This window comes from Streptomyces sp. CLCI03, from assembly GCF_053615355.1.
In genome coordinates this window covers 4,698,357-4,717,068 of record NZ_CM132132.1, presented here as the reverse complement: position 1 = coordinate 4,717,068, position 18,712 = coordinate 4,698,357, and the positions used below count along the sequence as shown (strand labels likewise).

Annotated in this window: 15 protein-coding genes and 1 tRNA gene; 8 read left to right on the top strand and 8 right to left on the bottom strand. The window is 72.0% G+C overall.

All coding sequences use genetic code 11. The features are described 5' to 3' along the window. Positions 1–407: 407 nt before the first annotated feature. On the bottom strand, positions 408–1,970 hold the full coding sequence (locus ACWG52_RS21860; protein WP_389815243.1) for an MFS transporter: 1,563 nt from the start codon (positions 1,968–1,970) through the stop codon (positions 408–410). Between the two features lie 62 nt (positions 1,971–2,032). On the opposite strand from ACWG52_RS21860, the gene ACWG52_RS21855 reads away from it, so the two are divergent. After that, positions 2,033–2,989 carry a helix-turn-helix transcriptional regulator gene (locus tag ACWG52_RS21855; protein WP_389815240.1) on the top strand — a complete coding sequence of 319 codons (957 nt, stop codon included), beginning with the start codon at positions 2,033–2,035 and terminating at the stop codon, positions 2,987–2,989. Positions 2,990–3,079: 90 nt separating this feature from the next. Here the strand turns inward: ACWG52_RS21855 and ACWG52_RS21850 are convergent, their stop codons facing one another. Beyond that, positions 3,080–4,057: a sigma-70 family RNA polymerase sigma factor gene (locus ACWG52_RS21850; protein WP_033223788.1), complete on the bottom strand. Its 978-nt coding sequence runs from the start codon at positions 4,055–4,057 to the stop codon at positions 3,080–3,082. A gap of 204 nt (positions 4,058–4,261) precedes the next feature. Between ACWG52_RS21850 and ACWG52_RS21845 the strand changes: the two genes are divergently transcribed. After that, entirely contained in the window at positions 4,262–4,792 is a 531-nt protein-coding gene (locus ACWG52_RS21845) for a GNAT family N-acetyltransferase (protein WP_389815236.1), read from the top strand. 33 nt (positions 4,793–4,825) lie between these two features. Here ACWG52_RS21845 and ACWG52_RS21840 read toward each other — a convergent pair whose 3' ends face one another. The 3 genes from ACWG52_RS21840 to ACWG52_RS21830 form a co-directional block, all read right to left on the bottom strand. Beyond that, complete coding sequence (locus ACWG52_RS21840; protein WP_389815424.1) at positions 4,826–5,587, bottom strand: dioxygenase family protein; 762 nt, start codon at positions 5,585–5,587, stop codon at positions 4,826–4,828. A gap of 121 nt (positions 5,588–5,708) precedes the next feature. Then, the gene (locus tag ACWG52_RS21835; RefSeq protein WP_389815233.1) at positions 5,709–7,247 is read right to left on the bottom strand and encodes an MFS transporter; all 1,539 of its coding nucleotides are present in this window, start codon (positions 7,245–7,247) and stop codon (positions 5,709–5,711) included. 62 nt (positions 7,248–7,309) lie between these two features. Continuing rightward, entirely contained in the window at positions 7,310–8,002 is a 693-nt protein-coding gene (locus tag ACWG52_RS21830) for a TetR/AcrR family transcriptional regulator (RefSeq protein ID WP_389815230.1), read from the bottom strand. Positions 8,003–8,295: 293 nt separating this feature from the next. Between ACWG52_RS21830 and ACWG52_RS21825 the strand changes: the two genes are divergently transcribed. Beyond that, positions 8,296–9,573 (top strand): M6 family metalloprotease domain-containing protein, encoded by a 1,278-nt coding sequence (locus ACWG52_RS21825; RefSeq protein ID WP_389815227.1) that lies wholly within the window; start codon positions 8,296–8,298, stop codon positions 9,571–9,573. A 127-nt stretch (positions 9,574–9,700) separates the two neighbouring features. Here ACWG52_RS21825 and ACWG52_RS21820 read toward each other — a convergent pair whose 3' ends face one another. Together ACWG52_RS21820 and ACWG52_RS21815 are read right to left on the bottom strand one after the other, a co-directional pair. After that, positions 9,701–10,471: a thioesterase II family protein gene (locus ACWG52_RS21820; protein ID WP_389815223.1), complete on the bottom strand. Its 771-nt coding sequence runs from the start codon at positions 10,469–10,471 to the stop codon at positions 9,701–9,703. Continuing rightward, positions 10,468–11,406, bottom strand: coding sequence for a beta-ketoacyl-ACP synthase III (locus ACWG52_RS21815; protein WP_389815220.1), 939 nt, complete (start codon positions 11,404–11,406; stop codon positions 10,468–10,470). Before ACWG52_RS21815 ends, ACWG52_RS21820 begins: the two co-directional genes overlap by 4 nt. A 361-nt stretch (positions 11,407–11,767) precedes the next feature. Between ACWG52_RS21815 and cseB the strand changes: the two genes are divergently transcribed. The 4 genes from cseB (at position 11,768) to ACWG52_RS21795 (ending at position 17,409) form a co-directional block, all read left to right on the top strand. Beyond that, positions 11,768–12,496, top strand: coding sequence for a two-component system response regulator CseB (gene cseB / locus ACWG52_RS21810; RefSeq protein ID WP_389815217.1), 729 nt, complete (start codon positions 11,768–11,770; stop codon positions 12,494–12,496). A 41-nt stretch (positions 12,497–12,537) separates the two neighbouring features. Further along, complete coding sequence (locus ACWG52_RS21805; RefSeq protein WP_389815214.1) at positions 12,538–13,872, top strand: sensor histidine kinase; 1,335 nt, start codon at positions 12,538–12,540, stop codon at positions 13,870–13,872. A gap of 62 nt (positions 13,873–13,934) precedes the next feature. Continuing rightward, a complete protein-coding gene (locus ACWG52_RS21800) occupies positions 13,935–14,708 on the top strand; it encodes an ABC transporter ATP-binding protein (protein WP_389815211.1) in 774 nt (257 codons plus the stop codon). A gap of 88 nt (positions 14,709–14,796) precedes the next feature. Beyond that, on the top strand, positions 14,797–17,409 hold the full coding sequence (locus tag ACWG52_RS21795; RefSeq protein WP_390168364.1) for an ABC transporter permease: 2,613 nt from the start codon (positions 14,797–14,799) through the stop codon (positions 17,407–17,409). Positions 17,410–17,524: 115 nt separating this feature from the next. Here the strand turns inward: ACWG52_RS21795 and ACWG52_RS21790 are convergent, their stop codons facing one another. Continuing rightward, on the bottom strand, positions 17,525–18,253 hold the full coding sequence (locus ACWG52_RS21790; RefSeq protein WP_389815205.1) for a 4'-phosphopantetheinyl transferase family protein: 729 nt from the start codon (positions 18,251–18,253) through the stop codon (positions 17,525–17,527). Positions 18,254–18,455: 202 nt separating this feature from the next. Between ACWG52_RS21790 and ACWG52_RS21785 the strand changes: the two genes are divergently transcribed. Then, positions 18,456–18,528: transfer RNA gene (locus ACWG52_RS21785), tRNA-Arg, on the top strand. Positions 18,529–18,712 lie beyond the last annotated feature (184 nt).

Below are 18,712 nucleotides of genomic sequence, written 5' to 3'. Positions count from 1 at the left end.
GCGAGCACAACTTCCGTACCGGCGGCCTCGATCAAGGCCTTGTCGGCGGGGGCGAGCCCCGTGTCCGTGATGAGTGGGTCGCGTGCGGCGGGCCGCCTCGGTGAGGTCGAGCGCGGTCAGGCGTGCGGGCGGTCGGACGGCTGGTCGGGGGTCAGGCCGCCTTCGGCCGTGAGACGGCCGGCCGGACGATGGCGCTGCCGCTACCGCCCTCGATGCCGCCCGCCTCGCGGGCGGTCAGCAGGATCTCGGGGCGTCGCTCCGGTGCGCACATCTGGATACACGTCCGTTTCGTTCACTAATCAGCGGATTCGCACCACTGTACGCATGGGTGCGGAGGGAAACAAAAAAGAACGGACATGCCGCCCCGGAGGGCAGGCACGTCCGCTCGACGGCGCGTGGGGGTCGACTCAGGCGACCGGGACCTTCTCGGGGGTGCGGCCGGCGTGCTCGGCGGCACCCTCGCGCTCCTCCATCGGAAGGGCCCTGCGCGGCAGTACGAACATCACCGCGAAGATCACGATCATGACGGCCACGATCCACCACAGCGCGCCGCGGAAGGCCTCCACGTACGGCGGGCCGAAGACCATGTCGTCGTCGATCAACCCGAAGAAGACGACGGAGGTCAGCGCGAGACCCAGCGCGTTGCCCATCTGCCCGGTGGTGTTGATCAGACCCGAGGCGGATCCGGCGTGCTCGCGCGGCACCTCGGAGAGCACGGTGTCGTTCAGCGGGGCCACGATCAGGCCCATGCCGACACCCATGACCACCAGCGGGGCGGCCATCTGCCAGGAGGCGATCTCCATGCCGTAGTGCTGCGACTCCCAGATGTAGAGGAGCACACCGGCGGCCATGACCAGCGCGCCGGCCTGGAGCACCTTGCGGCCGAAGCGGGGGACGAGCTTCTCCACCGAGAGGCCGGCGGCGACCGAGACCGCGATGGAGAACGGGATGCCGGTCAGACCCGCGCGCAGCACGCTCCAGCCGAGACCCATCTGCATGTACATCGTCCAGACCAGGAAGAAGATGCCGGTCGCGATGCCGAAGGTCAGCTGGACGGCGATACCACCGGCGAAGCTCTTGACCTTGAAGAGGGAGAGTTCGACGAGCGGGGAACCATCCTTCTTGATCTTGTACTTCTCGTAGGCGATGAAGGCGGCGAAGACGAACGGCGCCGCGCCCATGCAGACGAAGCCCCACATCGGCCAGTCGTTCTCGTGGCCGTGGGTCAGCGGGAAGATCAGCAGGACCAGGGCGAGGGTGGCGAGGACGACGCCGACGAGGTCCAGCCGCAGTGCCTTGGGAGCCTTGGACTCGGCGATGAACTTGCGGCCCAGGATCACGCCCATGATGCCGACGGGCAGGTTGATCAGGAAGATCGGGCGCCAGCCGAGACCGAAGAGGTCCCACTCGATGAGCAGCGCGCCGAGCAGCGGACCCGAGACGGCGGCGAGGCCCACGATCGCGCCGAACATGCCGAAGACCTTGCCGCGCTCCTGCGGCGGGAAGGTGACGTGGATGATCGCCAGGACCTGCGGCACCATCAGAGCGGCCATACCGCCCTGGAGGAGGCGGGCCACGACGAGGATGTCCGGGTTCGCGGCGATGCCGCAGAGCAGCGAGGCCACGGTGAACCCGGCGATGCCGATGAGGAAGACGCGCTTGCGGCCGTAGATGTCACCGAGACGGCCGCCGGTGATCAGGCCTGCGGCGAAGGCGAGGGCATAGCCCGCGGTGATCCACTGGATCGCACTGGTGGAGGCGCCGAAGTCCTCACGCATGGTGCGAATGGCTATGTTGACGATCGTGACGTCGACCAGGTCCATGAAGGCCGCGGTCATCACGATGGCGAGCGCCAGCCAGCGGCGGCGGTCGGCGGGCGAGCTGGGTGCGTCGTGGGCTACGTCGTTCCGCTCTTCTTGTACGGGCCCGTTCTCTCTTTCGGGCGATGTCTGGGACGTCTCGGTGCTCATGAGGAGAAACTTAGACGGCGTCTAGGTCAGTCCGTGTCCTATTCCGCCGGCAGCCTGGATTCATGACCGACACACCCGGACGACTGCTGTCCCTGCTGTCCCTCCTGCAGACCCCGCGGGAATGGCCGGGGAGCGAGCTGGCACAGCGGCTGCACGTGAGCCCCCGAACCATCCGGCGCGACATCGAGCGGCTGCGGGACCTCGGCTACCCGGTGGAGGCCACCTTGGGCTCCGAGGGCGGATACCGGCTGGTGGCGGGGGCGGCGATGCCCCCGCTGCTGCTGGACGACGAGGAGGCGGTGGCGATCGCGGTGGGGCTGCGGGCGGGGGCCGGCCATGCGATCGAGGGGGTCGAGGAGGCCTCCGTACGGGCCCTGGCGAAGCTGGAGCAGGTCCTGCCGTCGCGGCTGCGGCACCGGGTGAGCGCGCTCCAGTCGGCGACGATCGCGCTGTCCCGCGGCGACGGGGCGAGCGTCGACCCGCGGACGCTGACGACGATGGCGGCGGCGGTGGCGGGGCCGGAGCGGCTGCGGTTCGCGTACCGGGCGCGCGACGGGGCCGAGTCGCGGCGGCTGGTGGAGCCGTACCGGCTGGTGAGCACCGGGAGCCGGTGGTATCTGGTCGCCTACGACCTGGAGCGGGAGGACTGGCGGACCTTCCGGGTGGACCGGGTCGACGAGGCCTTCGCGACGGGGGCCCGGTTCGCGCGGCGGGAGCTGCCGATGGAGGCGGAGGAGTTCGTCCGGCGGGGGCTGCGGGGCGGGGAGAAGCAGCCGTACCGGGTGGAGGTCGACTTCGCGGCGGACCCCGCGGAGCTGCCGGCCTGGCTACGGGCCGCGGCCCTGCCGGGGGACGGGGCGCGGACCTCGGTGAGCTTCGAGAGCGCGGACGCACCGGAGTGGACGGCGGCCCGGCTGGCCCTGACGGGGCTGGCGTTCACCGTGCGGGCGCCTGCGGCGCTGCGGGACGCGGCCGGTGCGCTGGCCGCGCGGCTCACGTCGGCGACGGGCGCGCCGTAGGGGCCGGGTCGCGCGGGGCAGGAGAGAGCCCCGGCGCCTGGGGGGGGATAGGCACCGGGGCTCGTACAGGGGGCTTCGCCGCGGGTCGCGCTAGGCCACGGCGTCGAAGCCGGTGTCGCGCGCCATCCGCTTCAGCTCCAGCAGCGCGTGCTTCTCGATCTGGCGGATCCGCTCACGGGTCAGGCCGTGCTGCTTGCCGACCTCCGTCAGGGTCCGCTCGCGGCCGTCGTCGATGCCGTACCGCATCTTGATGATCGACGCCGTGCGCTGGTCGAGCTTGCCCAACAGGTCCTCCAGCTCCTCGCTGCGCAGCAGGGAGAGCACGGACTGCTCGGGCGAGATCGCCGAGGTGTCCTCCAGGAGGTCACCGAACTGCGTGTCGCCGTCGTCGTCGACCGACATGTTGAGGCTGACCGGGTCGCGGGCCCAGTCCAGCACGTCACCGACGCGCTTCTCCGTCGAGTCCAGCTCGGCGGCGATCTCGGCGTGCTCCGGCTCGCGGCCGTTCTCGCGGTTGAACTCGCGCTGGACGCGACGGATCCGGCCGAGCTCCTCGACGAGGTGGACGGGGAGGCGGATGGTGCGGGACTGGTCCGCGATGGACCGGGTGATCGCCTGCCGGATCCACCACGTGGCGTACGTGGAGAACTTGAAGCCCTTGGCGTAGTCGAACTTCTCGACGGCGCGGACGAGGCCCGCGTTGCCCTCCTGGATCAGGTCGAGGAGGGGCAGGCCGCTGCGCGGATAGCGACGGGCGACGGCCACGACGAGGCGGAGGTTCGAGCGGATGAAGACCTCCTTGGCCCGCTCCCCCTCGGCGGCCAGCGCCTCCAGCTCCTCGCGGGCCGGGGTGTCCCCGTCGCGTTCTATCGCGCCGTCGAGGATCTGCTGGGCGTAGACGCCCGCCTCGATGATCTGGGAGAGCTCCACCTCTTTGGCGGCGTCGAGCAGCGGGGTGCGCGCGATCTCGTCCAGGTACATGCCGACCAGGTCGCGGTCTGCGATCTCCCCGCCCACAGCGCGGGCGCTGCTCGTGGACTGACGACGGGCGACGGCGCGGGTTGCCATGCGTGCTCCCTTGCGAAGTGTTCGGTCGCGGTGCGGCTGGTGGACGCCGCCGGGACGGCTGCCGACCGGTCCGGTGCGTCACGGACACTCTCCCGAGTGCCCGCTTCCGAAGGAAACAACGACTGGAATCGGGACAGAATTCCCACGCTGCTCCCTCATTTTCGAGATCTTGCAGTATCCTGCCCCGCCACGGGAGGGGAGCCAATGGCGCAAGATCTCGAAGAGGTGCAGGTCAGGCCCGGAACAGAGGCCGATCTGGCGTCTCTCACGGACGTCTACAACCACTACGTCCGTGAGACCGCCGTCACGTTCGACACCGCCGCTTTCACTCCGGAACAGCGCCGCCCGTGGCTGCACTCCTACTCTGAAGACGGGCCCCACCGGCTTCTGGTTGCCTGGACCGGCGATCGAATGGCCGGATACGCCACCAGTAGCCCGTATCGCCCCAAACCGGCCTATGTCACCTCGGTGGAGGCGAGCGTCTACCTCGCCCCGCACGCGGTCGGCCGGGGCATCGGCACCCTCCTCTACGAGGCGCTCTTCGCCGCCCTGGCCAAGGAGCCGGTGCACCGCGTGTTCGCCGGGATCGCCCTGCCGAACGAGGCCTCGGTGCGCCTGCACGAGCGCTTCGGCTTCCGCCGGGTCGGAGAGTTCACCGAGGCGGGCCGGAAGTTCGACCGGTACTGGGACGTCCGCTGGTACGAGAAGCGACTGGGCCACCACCCGTCCGGGTGAGCGCGACCTCCGACCCGGTCCGAAAGGCACGCCCTAGCCGAACTGCAGGGAGCGCTTCGAGAGGCCCATCCAGAAGCCGTCCACCGGAGTGCGGGTCGCGGTCAGGTCGGATTCGGCCGCGCCGAGGGTGACGAAGAGCGGGGCGAAGTGTTCCGTGCGGGGGTGGGCCAGGCGACCCGCCGGGGACTTGTGCTCGAAGTCCAGCAGGGCGTCCACGTCGGACGCGGCCAGGGCCTCGGCTCCCCACGCGTCGAACTCCGCCGACCAGCCGGGGACGCCCGGGCCCGTGTGGCGCAGCGCCGCCAGGTTGTGGGTGAAGAAGCCGCTGCCCACGATCAGCACGCCCTCGTCGCGCAGCGGGGCGAGCTTGCGGCCGATGTCCATCAGGCCGGCCGGATCCAGCGTGGGCAGGGAGATCTGGAGGACCGGGATGTCGGCCTCCGGATACATCTCCACCAGGGGGACGTACGCGCCGTGGTCCAGGCCGCGGTCGGGGATGTCCTGGACGGGGGTGCCGGGGGCGCGCAGCAGCTTGCGGACCGAGGCGGCCAGCTCCGGGGCGCCGGGGGCGTCGTAACGGACCCGGTAGTAGTGCTCGGGGAAGCCCCAGAAGTCGTACACGAGCGGGACGCGCTCCGTGGCGCCGAGGGCGAGCGGGGCCTCCTCCCAGTGGGCGGAGACCATGAGGATCGCCCGGGGGCGCGGCAGGTCGGCGGACCAGGCGGCGAGCTCGCCGGGCCAGATCGGGTCGTCGGCCAGCGGGGGTGCGCCGTGGCTCAGGTACAGGGCCGGTATGCGGGTCACAGCGGGCGCTCCTCCGCGTAGTTGAAATGCGTACCGAAACAGACTAACCCCGTCTCGTTCAAATTTGAACGAAACGGGGTCATCAGTCATTCCCGTGGGCCCTCGGCCCTGATCAGTGGGCGATCACCGGGACCTTGAGCTCGGCCTCCTCGCCGGAACCGGAACCGGAGGCCACCGGGCCGCCGGCACCCGGACGGCCGGTGTTGATCAGCGTCAGCGCGATGACCGAGCTGGCGACCAGGATGCCGACCGCCCACCAGATGGCGGACGCGTAGCCCTCCACCATGGCCTGCGCCTGGATCAGCTGCGCCGCGGGGCCGCCCGCCGCGGCCTCGGCCGCGTGGTCGGTCAGGTACGCGGTGGTCGCCGAGGCGGCGATGGTGTTCAGCAGCGCGGTGCCGATGGCGCCGCCGACCTGCTGCGAGGTGTTGACCATGGCGGAGGCGACACCGGCGTCGGCCGGGTTCACCCCGTGCGTGGCCAGGGACATCGCCGGCATGAACGCCGTACCCATGCCGAGGCCGAGCAGCAGCTGCGCCGGCAGGATCAGCGCCGGGTACGAGGACCCGACCTCCAGCTGGGTGAGCAGCAGCATGCCGAGGCCGGCGACCATGAAGCCCGGGCCCATCAGCAGGCGCGGCGGGACGCGGGTCATCAGACGGGCGCCGATCTGGGTGGAGCCCGTGATCATGCCCGCGATCATCGGCAGGAAGGCGAAGCCGGTCTTGACGGGCGAGAAGCCCTTCACGACCTGCAGGTAGTAGGTGAGGAAGAGGAAGAGGCCGAACATCGAGATGACGGCGAGGCCGAGCGAGAGGTAGACACCGCCGCGGTTGCGCTCCAGCAGGACGCGCAGCGGCAGCAGCGGGGACTTCACCTTGGACTCGACGAGGACGAAGGCGGACAGCAGCAGCGCCGAGGAGACGAACATGGTGACCGTCAGGGCGTCCGACCAGCCGGCGGACTCGGCGCGGGTGAAGCCGTACACGAGGGCGACGAGACCGGTGGTGGAAAGGATCACGCCCGGGATGTCGAGGGGCGCGCGGTTGCGGGACCCGGCGGGCTCACGGATGACCATCCAGGCACCGACGGCCGCGACGATCGCGAAGGGGATGTTGACGAAGAAGGTCCAGCGCCAGTTCAGGTACTCGGTCAGGAACCCACCGAGGATCAGGCCGACGGCGCCGCCGCCGCCCGCGATGGCTCCGTAGATGCCGAAGGCCTTGGCCCGCTCCTTGGCGTCGGTGAACATGACGGCGAGCAGCGACAGGGCCGCCGGTGCGAGCAGCGCGCCGAAGGCCCCCTGCAACGCGCGGGCGCCGAGCATCATGGCCTCGCCGTTCGCGGCGCCGCCGAGCGCGGAGGCCAGGGCGAAGCCGACGAGACCGACGACGAAGGCGTTCTTACGGCCCCACTTGTCGGCGATGCGACCGCCGAAGAGGAGCAGTCCGCCGAAGGCCAGCGCGTACGCGGTGATGACCCACTGGCGGTTGCCGTCCGAGATGCCGAGGTCGGTCTGGGCGGAGGGCAGGGCGATGTTCACGATGGTCGCGTCGAGGACGACCATCAGCTGGGCCAGGGCTATGAAGACGAGTGCCTTCCAGCGGCTGGGATCGGCAGCCGGCGCGAGGCTCGCGGCTGTTTTTGACATGGGGATACCCACTTCACTGTGCGGAATGACTGAAAAAGGCTATTTCGTAAGCTTTGTGCGTGTCACATGGTTTTCTGCCGCAGGTCGTCCAAGGTCGTCGCCGAACCAGGGAGTTCGGAGCGGGCCGGGGCCCGCAACCCGTCGAGGAAGAGCTGCAGATGGCGGTGGGCGAAGCGGTCGGTGTCGAGGCACGCCGTGCCCGGGAGCGGGCGGCTGAGCTGGGACAGGGCGACCATCAGGTCGCCGACCCCGATGTCGGTGCGGACCAGCCCGGCGTCCTGGCCCGCGGCCAGCAGGGTGACGACGGCCCCCTCCAACGCGGTGCGCGCCGCGAGCAGTTCGGGGTGCTCGCCGTCGAACCCGTCGGCGAGCATCGGACACAGGGCGCCGATCCGCTCGTCCGCGGCGGCGTGCGTGAACCGGCACAGGGCGGCGAAGGCGTCGGGCTCCTCGGCGAGGGAGGCCTCGGCCGAGGCCGTCACCCGGCCCATCGTGAAGAGCACGACGTGGTGGACGAGGGTGGGGCGGTCGGGGAAGTGCCGGTAGAGCGTGGCATTGCCGATGCCGGCCCGGCGGGCCACCTCGTCGAAGGGAGCCCCGGAGCCGGATTCGACGAAGGCCTCGCGGGCCGCCGCCAGGATCCGCTCGCGATTGCGGACGGCGTCGGCGCGCGGACGCGGAACACCGGAAGCGGACCCCTGCGCAAGGTCCGGGGTGAGGCCGGGCGCCGGGGTGGTGCGGGTGGAGCTCTTCATTCCGGGGCCTCCCTGGCGCGGACTCGTGGACTCGTGGGCTCGTGGACTCATGGACTCGTGGTGCGGACCGAGCGACCACCCCGCCCAAACGGGGAGTCGCTCCCCGCTTGGTGGGACTCACGTACAAACGGGGATCCGGTCCCCGGTTATTTCACTCCCTCGTGTGACCTGAGTCACCGGCGTGTCCACGTTCGGCCTCTCCCGACGCGCGGGCGCGCCGCGCCCGGCGGAGGGTGATCGAACAGAGCGCAGACCGGGCAGGGCCGGCTGCCGCGGACCCGAAGGCGATCTCCATGTCGCAGACCCGCCACCGGATACGCAGACCACGTCGCACCAGCGCGTACATCGGCCTGACCGCGCTGGCCCTCGGCGTCACGGCAACGGCGAGCACGGGCATATCCGGTCGCGGCAACTCGGCGGCCGGAGCGGTGGCCACGACCGTCGAATCGGCTCTCGCGCCCTGCCGGATCGCGGGCACCATGGGTGTGCAGATGTCCGAGGGCATGCCGACCCCGCCCGGCTACTCGCGCTCCACCGGCGAGATCCGGGCCCTGAACCTGATGATCGACTTCCCCGACGCCAAGGGCGAGGGCACGGCGGCGGACCGGATGGCGGAGTTCTTCCCCCAGACGGCCGAATGGTTCCGCGTCAGTTCCTACGGCCGGCTGGCCTACCGGGCCGAAGCGCCGATAAAGGACTGGCTGCGGATGCCGATGCCCTTCGCGGCGTACGGGATCGAGCGCGGGTCCGCGTACGAGCCGGGCTACCGACAGCTCGTCGAGCACATAGCGAAGGCCGCCGACCCCGAGGTGGACTTCACCCGGTACGACCTGATCAACATCCTGGTCACGCCGAACGCCGGGCCGTCCGCCCTGGACACCGTCCTGTCGGTGACCTTCTCGGGCAACGGCGAGGCTCCGGTCGCCGACGGCGTGCCGCTGGCCAACACGTCCTTCGTCTACAGCCGGCAGGACGACGGCTCCGGCACCTACCAGGAGACCGGCTACCGGGTGCTCCCGCACGAGAACGGGCACGTCTTCGGGCTGCCCGACCTCTACACCGCGGACGGCGGGAGCACGGTCGGGCACTGGGACATCATGAGCGAGGACTGGGGTGCCAACAACGACCTGATGGGCTGGCACAAGTGGAAGCTGGGCTGGCTGGACAGTACGCAGATCAGCTGCGCGGCCAAGTCGGGCACCAGCGACCACACCCTGTCCCCGCTGGGGATACGGGGCGGCACCAAGCTGGCCTTCATCCCACTGTCGGAGAGCGCCGGGTACGCGGTGGAGGTGCGGACCCGGGCCGGGAACGACGAGGCCGTCTGCAAGCCGGGCGTCCTGATCTACAAGGTGGACTCCGACGTGGACACCGGGCACGGCCCGATCACCGTGTCGGACAGCGCGAGCACGAGCGGCGGCTGCACCCGGCGGCCCAATGTGCACGCGGAGCTCTCGGACGCGCCGTTCCGGCCGGGCGAGACCTTCACCGACGAGAAGGCGGGCATCAGCGTGTCCGTCGTGGGTGAACTGCGCAACGGCAGTTACCAGGTCCGCATCATCCGGCCGTGATCTCCCGCCGGTCCCGTCCGACGGGGACCGGCCGAAGGGCCGGGGTCACGCGCCACGTGACCCCGGCCCTTCGGCACGCCCGGGCGCGTGGGCGCGTGGGCGCGTGGACGCCCGGGTGGTCCTTCGGTCAGCCCTCCGTGAGTGCCCGGCGCAGCACGTCCACGACCGTGGGGCGGTGCGCCTCGGCCAGCAGGAAGAAGTGGTCGCCTTCGAAGCGGAGCACCTGGCACGCCCCGGTCGTGTGGTCGGCCCAACCGTCGAGCGGTTCGTGCGGGATCAGGGGGTCCGCCGTGCCGCCCAGCACGTGCAGGGGCACGTCGAGCCGTACGTCCTCGAACCCCGTCGCGGACTCCCGGCTGAGTTCGATGTCCGCCCGTAGGACGCGCGTCACGTGCGCCAGCATCTCCGGATCGTCCAGCACCCACTGCGGGGTGCCGCCGCCCTCCCGCAGCAGCCGGACGACGTCCTCGTCGGTGCTGGTGCCGTGGGCCCGGCGCGTGGTCCGGCCGGGGGCCTGCCCGCTGACGACGGCCGCCCGGCAGTGCGGGCCGAGCAGGCGCGCCGCGCGGGTGGCGAGGAGCGCGCCGAGGCTGTGTCCGAAGACCACCGTGGGCAGCGGGTCCAGGCCGAGCACCTCGTCGGCCACGGAGTCCAGTACCTGGTCGAGCCGGCAGCCCGGGGGCTCGTCGAACCGGCGCTCCCGCCCGGGCAGCGAGAGTCCGAGCACCTCCACATCGCCGGGCAACGGGCGGACCAGGGGGAACAGCGTGTTGGGGCCGGCCCCGGAATGCGGGAACACCAGCAGCCGCACCCGGGGAGCGGTCTTCGCCTCCCGCAGCAGCGGCCACCACGGCACGTGCGGGGAATTCCGCGTCGTCGATCCGTCGGCGCCGATCACGGGCAGTTGATGATCTGGCCGGCGTAGGACAGGCCCCCGCCGAACGCGAAGAGGAGTACGGGCGATCCCTTCTCGATCTCACCCCGCTCGACGAGCTTGGACAGCGCCAGCGGGATGCTCGCGGCCGAGGTGTTGCCCGAGTCGACGACGTCCTTGGCCACGACGGCGTTGACCGCGCCTATCTTGCGCGCCAGGGGTTCGATGATCCGCAGGTTGGCCTGGTGGAGGACGACGCCGCCCAGCTCCTCGGGCTTCACGCCGGCCCGCTCGCAGACCTGGAGGGCGACCTCGGGAAGCGCCGTGGTGGCCCAGCGGTAGACCGACTGCCCTTCCTGGGCGAAGGTGTTGGTCGGGGCCTCGATGCGGACGGCCCCGCCCATCTCGGGTACGGACCCCCACACGACCGGGCTGATCTCCGGCTCCTCGGAAGCGACGACGACGGCCGCGCCCGCCCCGTCGCCGACGAGCACACAGGTGGTGCGGTCGGTCCAGTCGGCGAAGTCGGTGAGCTTCTCCACGCCGATGACCAAGGCCTTCGTGGCGGAACCCGTCCGTATGCTCTGGTCGGCCAGTGCCATGGCGTGCGGGAATCCGGAGCAGGCCGTGTTCACGTCGATGGCGGCGGGAGTCCTCGCCCCGACCGCGGCCGCCACCCGGGACGCCGTGTTGGGCGAGCGGTCGAGTGCCGTGCAGGTGGCGACGATGACGAAGTCGATGTCGGCGCCGGTGAGTCCGGCGTTGGCCAGTGCGTGCTCGGCGGCCTTGGTCGCCATGTCCGAGACCGACTCGTCCTCGGCGGCCACATGGCGCGTCGTGATTCCGACCCGGCTCCGGATCCACTCGTCGGTGGTGTCGACCATCTGCTCAAGATCGGCATTGGTCAAGATTTTCGACGGCTGATAGTGCCCGAGGGCAAGGACACGCGACCCGACCATCAGTGTTTCTCCTCGCTCCGTGGACCCCCGGTACGGATCCCGATCGACCGATGATCAGACTATGCGGCGGCCCGGCCGGACTCATCGCTTCAGCAGACCGATTCAGGCCGGCACCACCGGCATTCAGGCCGATTTCGATCGACACGCCACCGGTGCACGCGCTCGTGGGCGTCCGGGCGGGGTTGTTTGTATCGGCCGTGTATCGACGGGCGCTCGGCCGCCGATCGAATCGCGCACCCGGCCCTGACCTCGGCCGCCGCGTCCGATGCCTCCCGTATCGTTCCTTCCGGCGCCGCCGGCCGCGTGGGGGTTCACGCCCGAGCGGCGCTTCGCCCGACGCGTACGAACAGGAGTCCCGCCCGTGCCCTCACCCGCCCCGGCGCCGGAATCTCTGCCTCCGGTCCGTGTGCTGCTGGTCGAGGACGACGAGCTGATGCGCCGGTCCTTCACCGTCGCCCTCGAACGCTACGGCTACCGGGTCACGGCCGCGGCCGACGGACTGACCGGGCTGGAGTCCTTCCGCGACGACGACGTCTTCGACCTGCTGATCCTCGACGTGATGCTGCCCGGCCTCGACGGGATCGGGCTGTGCCGCCGGGTCCGCGAGACCAGCCTGGTGCCGGTGCTGATGATGTCCGCCCGCGGCGACGGCCTCGATGTCGTCGCCGGTCTGGAGGCCGGGGCCGACGACTACGTGGTCAAGCCGGTGGAGACGAACGTCCTCGTGGCCCGCATCCGCTCGCTGCTGCGTCGGGCCTCCTACGCGCCCGCCCCGGGCGGCGAGCCCGTCGCCGGCCGGGAGGAGGACGTACTTGTCTTCGGCGATCTGACCGTCGACACCGGCGGGATGGAGGTGTTCGTCTGCGGAAGCCCGGTGGCGCTCACCCCCACCGAGTTGAAACTGCTGCTGGAGTTCGCGGCCCACCCGGGCATCGTGCTGGAACGCCACACCCTGCTCCGCAACGTCTGGGAGTACGGCTGGGACGGCGACAGCCGGGTCGTGGACCTGGCCGTCCAGCGGCTGCGCAAGAAACTGGGCCGGGAGCGGATCGAGACGGTCCGCGGCTTCGGCTACAAGCTCAGGCGCTGAGGCCGGTGCCTCCCCCGCGCCGGCCGTGGTGGCCGGCCCGTGTGCCCCTACGGTGGAAGATCGCCGCGCTGGCGGCCGCCACGGCCTGCCTGGTCGCCCTGGCGGTGGGCGTCCTCGTCCACGTGTGGACCGCGATGGACATCCGCAACCGGGCCGAGATGGACGCCTCCAACACGGTGTACTCCGCCATGGAGGTCTACCGCCGTACCGGAACGCCGGCGGGCGGTGCCGAGCTCGATCCGGCCGAACTGCCCACCGCCCTGCGCCACCCGGCCGGTGCCGACCGGCGGGTGGCCTACGACGGGCGCGTGGAGGGGAACCTCGGGCCGAGCGTCTGGGGCGCCCAGCGCGTCGGCGGCCCGGGCAGCCCCGTGCTGGCCGTCCGGATCAACATGAGCCCGCAACTCCACGACCTGCGCCGCCTCGACGCGAGCATGGCGGTGGCCTCGCTCGTCTCGCTCGCCGCCGCGCTGCCCCTGGCGGTCTACGGGGCCGCTCTGGTCGCCCGCCGGCTGCGCCGGGTCGCCGAGACCGCGGCCCGGATCTCCGGCGGGGACCTCGACGCACGTAACGGCCCCGCCCTGGGCCGTGCCAGGGGCCACGACGAGGTGACCGACATCGCCGCCACCGTCGACCTCATGGCCGACAGTCTCGGCCGACGGCTGCGCATCGAACGGCAGTTCACGGCGGACGTGGCCCACGAGCTGCGCACCCCCGTCGGCGGCCTGCTGGCCGCCACCGACCTGTTGCCGCCCGGCGAGCCGGAGGACCTGCTGCGGGCCCGCGTACGGGACCTGCGCGGCCTGGTCGAGGACCTGCTGGAGATCTCCCGGCTGGACGCGGGCGCGGAGGCGCCGGTGCCCGCCCGGGTCCCGCTGGCCGCGGTGGTCGCCGAGGCGGTGGCCCGTACCGGCCTGGACACGGAGGTCACCGTCATCACCGGGGCACCGGCCGCGGAAGCCGCGGCGACCGCGCCGCGGGTGGCGGCCGCGGAGTACGTGGAGACCGACCCGCGCCGCCTTGAGCGGATCGTCGGCAACCTCGTCACCAACGCGCACCGGCACGGACGTACCCCGGTGCGGGTCACCGTCGAGGGCCTGACCGTCGTCGTCCGCGACCACGGCCCCGGCTTCCCCGCCGACCTGCTGCTCGACGGCCCGCGCCGCTTCCGTACGGGCGCCGCGGAACGTGGTGCGGGACACGGCCTCGGCCTGACCATCGCGCTGGGTCAGGCCCGGGTGCTCGGCGCCGAACTGCGCCTGGACAACGCCGCGGACGGCGGCGCGGTCGCCACCCTGCGGCTCCCGCCCCCGCCGACCGACACACGACCGCCGCAGGACGGCGCCGAGGCCGATACACGGCGGCCCCGGCCCTGATACGTCCCCCCGACACCCTTCGGCTTGCACCCCTTTCCCACCGCGCCCGAAGTGGAGTCCCTGTGACCGCCGACCCGTTCTCCCCCCACCCGACGCCCGGTATCGCGGCCTCCACCACCGAGCTGTCGAAGGTCTACGGCAGCGGCGACACCCGCGTGGTGGCACTGGACCGCGTCAGCGTCTCCTTCCGGGAGGCCGAGTTCACCGCGATCATGGGCCCCTCCGGCTGCGGCAAATCCACCCTCATGCACTGCGCCGCGGGCCTCGACTCCGTCAGCTCGGGCTCCGTCCGCGTCGGCACCACCGAGCTGGGCACGCTGGGCGACCGGCAGCTCACCGAGCTTCGCCGGGACCGGATCGGCTTCATCTTCCAGGCGTTCAACCTGCTGCCCACCCTGACGGCGCTGGAGAACATCGTCCTGCCGCTGTCCATCGCCGGCCGCCGCCCGGACCGGGAGTGGCTGGACCGGGTGGTGTCCATGGTGGGCCTGGGCCGGCGCCTCGACCACCGGCCCGGCCAGCTCTCCGGCGGGCAGCAGCAGCGCGTGGCGGTGGCCCGGGCGCTGATCACCCGGCCCGCGATCGTCTTCGGCGACGAGCCCACCGGCAACCTCGACTCCCGTGCCGGGGCCGAGGTCCTCGGCTTCCTGCGCGACTCCGTACGCGAACTGGGCCGAACCGTGGTGATGGTGACCCACGACCCGGTCGCCGCCGGCTTCGCCGACCGCGTCGTCTTCCTCTCCGACGGGCGGCTGGTCGACGAGATGACGCGGCCCACGCCGGACCGGGTGCTGGACCGGATGAAGCAGCTCGACACCCGCGCACGCACGAGCTGACCCTCCCCCGCCCCGCTGCCTCGCTGCCCCCGCCCGCCGCCCGTGGGCCCCACGGCCCACGCCCCACGTCTTCGGAAGCCACTCACCCATGCTGAAAACAGCCCTGCGCAACGTCTTGGCGCACAAGGCCCGGCTGCTGATGACGGTGCTCGCCGTCGCCCTCGGCGTCGCCTTCGTCTCCGGCACCCTCGTCTTCGCGGACTCCTCCACCGCCGCCCACCGGGCCGCCGTGTCGAAGGACTACGCCGACATCGCGGTCACCGTGACCCCGAAAGACCCCCCGCCCGGCGCCCCCGGAGCGGCCGGTGCCCCCGGAGCGGCCGGGTCCGTCGGGTCCGTCGCGGACGCGCACGCCACCGCGCTCGACGACGAACTCGCCCGCAAGCTGGCCGCGTTGCCGGGCGTCTCCGCCGTACGGCCGGCCGCCGACGGCCTGGCCACCCTGAACGCCTCGGACGGCTCCCCGCTGCGCACCGGCCGCATCTGGGCGCACCGGGCGGCCGCCTACGTCCCCGGCGCCGACGGCAAGGACAGCCGCCTTCCGCTGACCGGGGGCCGGGCACCGCGCGACGGCACGGAGATCGCCGTGGACAGCGGCACCGCCGCCGCCGGCCGGTTCCGGATCGGCGACGCGATCACCCTGGCGACTGACGGCCCGGTCATGACGAAGCGGCTCGTCGGCATCGTCACCACCCGGGACACCCGGGTGACGGCCGGCGGTACGCTCGCCGTGTTCGACAAGGCCACCGCACAAGGGCTGTTCGTCTCCCCGGGCCGCTACACCTCGATCGACCTGTCCGCCGTACCCGGCACCGACGAGGCCGAACTCTCCCGCCGGGTCGCCGCCCTGCTCCCCGCAGACCGTGCCGAGGCCACCACCGGCACCGCCCAGGCCGCCCAGCAGGCCGCCCTCGTCGACACACTCACCCGAGGCAACGAGAAACTGTCCCTGGTCTTCGCCGGAGTCGCCCTTTTCATCGGGTCGTTCCTCATCGTCAACACCTTCACCATGCTCGTCGCCCGGCGCACCCGTGAGATCGCCCTGCTGCGCGCGATCGGTGCCACGCGCCGCCAGGTCGTCCGCTCCCTCCTCTGGGAAGCCGTCCTCCTCGGCCTCGCCGCCTCGGGCCTCGGTTTCCTCGCGGGCCTCGGGATCGCCTCCGTGCTGCCGCGGATCCTGAACATCACCGGGGAGGCGCTGCCCCGCGGCCCCCTGGTGATCGGGCCGCTCCCGGTGGTGGCCGCGCTCGCCGTCGGAGTGGGGATCACCGTGCTCGCCGCGTGGCTGCCGGCCCGCAAGGCCGCCCGGATCGCACCGGTCGAGGCCATGCGCACGGCCGAACAGCCGCCCACCGTCGCCGCGTCCCGGGTCCGCGGCGCGGCCGGTGCCCTCCTGCTCGCCCTCGGCGCCGGACTGCTGCTGTCGCTCGCGGGCGTGAAGGACGCCTCCGAGGAGAACCTGCGGAGCGCGATGTTCGGCTGCGCCCTTCTGGTCGTCGCCGTGATCGTGTCGGCGCCGCTGCTCGCCGTCCCCGTACTGCGACTGTCCGGCCGGCTGACCGGCCGCCTCGGGATCACCGGCCACCTCGCCCACCGCAACGCGCTGCGCGACCCGCGGCGCACCGCCGCCACCGCCTCCGCGTTGATGGTCAGTACGGCCCTGGTCGCCGGGCTCTCCGTCATCGGCCACTCCACCGGGCAGGCCCTCGACCGCCAGGCCGCCGCGGGCCTCGGCGCCGACTACGTGATCAGCACCCACACCTCGTCGACCGGCATCGACCCGGCCGCCGTACAGCGGGTGTCCGCCACCCCCGGCGTGCGGACGGCGACCGGCGTCTGCGACTCCACGCTGTTCATCGGCGGTGGCGTCCGCCAGATCTCCGGGGTCGACCCGGCCGCCGCCCTGTCCGTCATGAAGCCGGTCTTCGTCAGCGGCTCCCTGAAGGACCTCGGTCCGGGCCGTATCGCCCTCTCCCGCACGCTCGCCCGCGAGAACGGTGTGAGCGCCGGCGACCGGATCGACGCCCGGATCGGCGGGCCCGGCACGGATGTCACCTCGTACACGGTCGTCGGCGTCTACGAGGACAACCCCACCGCCCAGGACGTCCTGGGTGCCCGCGCCGAGGTCCAGGAGAAGGCCCTCGCCCCCGGCTCCGTCCAGCGCGTCCTCGTCCGCGTGGACAACGGTGGCGACGGCGGGGCCATGAAGGACCGCCTGCGGACCGCCACCGGCAACAACCCGCTGCTCCAGGTCCAGGACCGGCAGGAACTGGTCCGGGCGGCCGCCGGCTCCCTGGGCACCCTGCTGACCCTGACGTACGCCCTGCTCGCCATCGGCGGCGTGATCGCCGCCCTCGGCATCATGAACACGCTCGCCATGTCGGTGTCGGACCGCACCCGCGAGATCGGCGTCCTGCGCGCCATCGGCATGGACCGCGCCGGCATCCGCCGGATGATCCGCGTCGAATCCCTGGCCGTGGCCGCCTTCGGCACCCTGCTGGGACTGGCGACCGGCCTGTTCGGCGCCTGGACGGTCGGCGCCCTGACCAACGGCGCGCTCAAGGACTACTCCCTCGCCCTCCCCTGGGGCACGCTGCTCCTCGTCTGCCTGATCTCCCTCGCCACGGGCGTGGTGGCGGCGGCCCTCCCGGCCCGCCGTGCGTCGACCCTGAGCCCCCTGGAGGCCGTCGCCGAACTGTAGGGCTCAGACCCGGGCCCACGGGACGAGCTCCGACCGCCGACACCACGAGAGGAAACAACCACCAGAGATGAGATATTGACGGATCCTCAGCACGCGAGTGCCGGCCGTCCGGGCCTCAGCGCCAGTTCGCCGAGGGGGCGCGCAGCGCGAGCGCGGCGGCGTAGCCCTCGGGGGCCGGCAGGTCCGTGAGGGCCCAGTGCGGGCGGACGAAGTCGGCGCCCGGACCGGTCCCCAGGTAGGTCCGGTGACCGTCGTGCCCGAGTCCTGCTCCGGTGCCCTTGAGATAGGCCTCCTTGCGCGTCCACAGGCGGGCGAACGCCGCGGGGCGCTCGGCCTCGGGGAACGCGACCAGTTCGGCGCTCTCGTCGGGGTGGAAGAACTCCCCGCTCTGCGCCACCACGTGCGGCGCCGGAAGTGCCTCCACGTCCACCCCGACCGGTGTGGAGGCGCAGGCCACGAAGACCGCGTCGCGGCTGTGCGACAGGGAGAAGTGGGCGCGGCCGCCCACGAGGACCGGACGGCCATCGGGGCCACCGCACTCGGGGCAGGCGTCGCGGGCCATCAGCAGAGCCTGCGGATCGGTGTCGAGGAGGGATCCCAGCAGCAGCCTCAGCGCCACGTGCGCGACGAGATAGGAGCCGCGGTCCTGGGGGCGGACGAACCGGTCGGCCCGGCGGCGCTCGGCCGCGTCGAGCACGTCGGGCGCGAGGCGCTCCGCGAAGGGGGCCTGCGTCGCGGCGTCCACGAACCGCACCAGCGCCTCACCGGGAGCGGGCATCCGCTGCGCCCCGACGGGCCGGTCGAGCCGCATCGCGGCGGAGCTGAGGCCTGCGGGTGTGGTCATCCGGAAATCCTATCCAGGGCCCCCGCCCCCGCCGGCGGCGCGGCGCCGCCGGCACCTCGGCAGGCGGGCACATCGCCCGGATTCCGCCGGTCCCGCGACGGCATCCGCTCCCCCGAGAACTGGGCCGCGGAGCCTCTGCCTGATCCGCTAGGCTGTCCCTGGGTTGCCCTCGTGGCAACCCTGGACCTTGCACGCAAGGCCCGCCTTCGTAGCTCAGGGGATAGAGCACGGCTCTCCTAAAGCCGGTGTCGCAGGTTCGAATCCTGCCGAGGGCACGGACGAGGCCCCGCGGTCGATTTCGATCGCGGGGCCTCTTCGCGTTGTGGTTTCATGGCACACGTGTCGCGTGACGCCGCCTACTGAGATGTGGGCCGGGCGGTGGTTGGGCAGGCACCTGTTGTCGAAGGACCGGGCCCATGGGCATGTATGCCACCGGCTACGGGTGATCTCTCTCGGTTG